Source organism: Pseudoalteromonas sp. 19-MNA-CIBAN-0066 (assembly GCF_040308705.1).
GTDB classification, from domain to species: Bacteria; Pseudomonadota; Gammaproteobacteria; order Enterobacterales; family Alteromonadaceae; genus Pseudoalteromonas; species Pseudoalteromonas nigrifaciens.
The window spans coordinates 1-240 of record NZ_JBEONZ010000394.1 but is presented as its reverse complement, the minus strand read 5'-3'; the positions used below and the strand labels follow the sequence as shown (position 1 = coordinate 240).

The following is a 240-nucleotide window of genomic DNA, read 5'->3' as shown; positions in this document are numbered from 1 at the left end:
ATATATTATTTGTATGAAATGGGGTGATAAGTACGGTCCTGAATACGTCAACCGTCTATACAATATGGTCAATCGCCATTTGACCTTAGATTTTCAGATGATTTGCTTAACCGATGACAGCACGGGCATCGACCCTGCGGTCATTTGTCATCCTATCCCTGAGATGGATTTACCAGCAGGACCGGAGCGTGGTTGGAAGAAACTCACCACTTTTAAGCCAGAACTATATGGCCTTAAAGG

1 pseudogene is annotated in these 240 nt (G+C 43.8%); it reads left to right on the top strand.

Going from position 1 to position 240, the window contains the following annotated elements:
* Positions 1-240: pseudogene (locus AAEZ18_RS19570) on the top strand (glycosyltransferase); the annotation flags it as partial.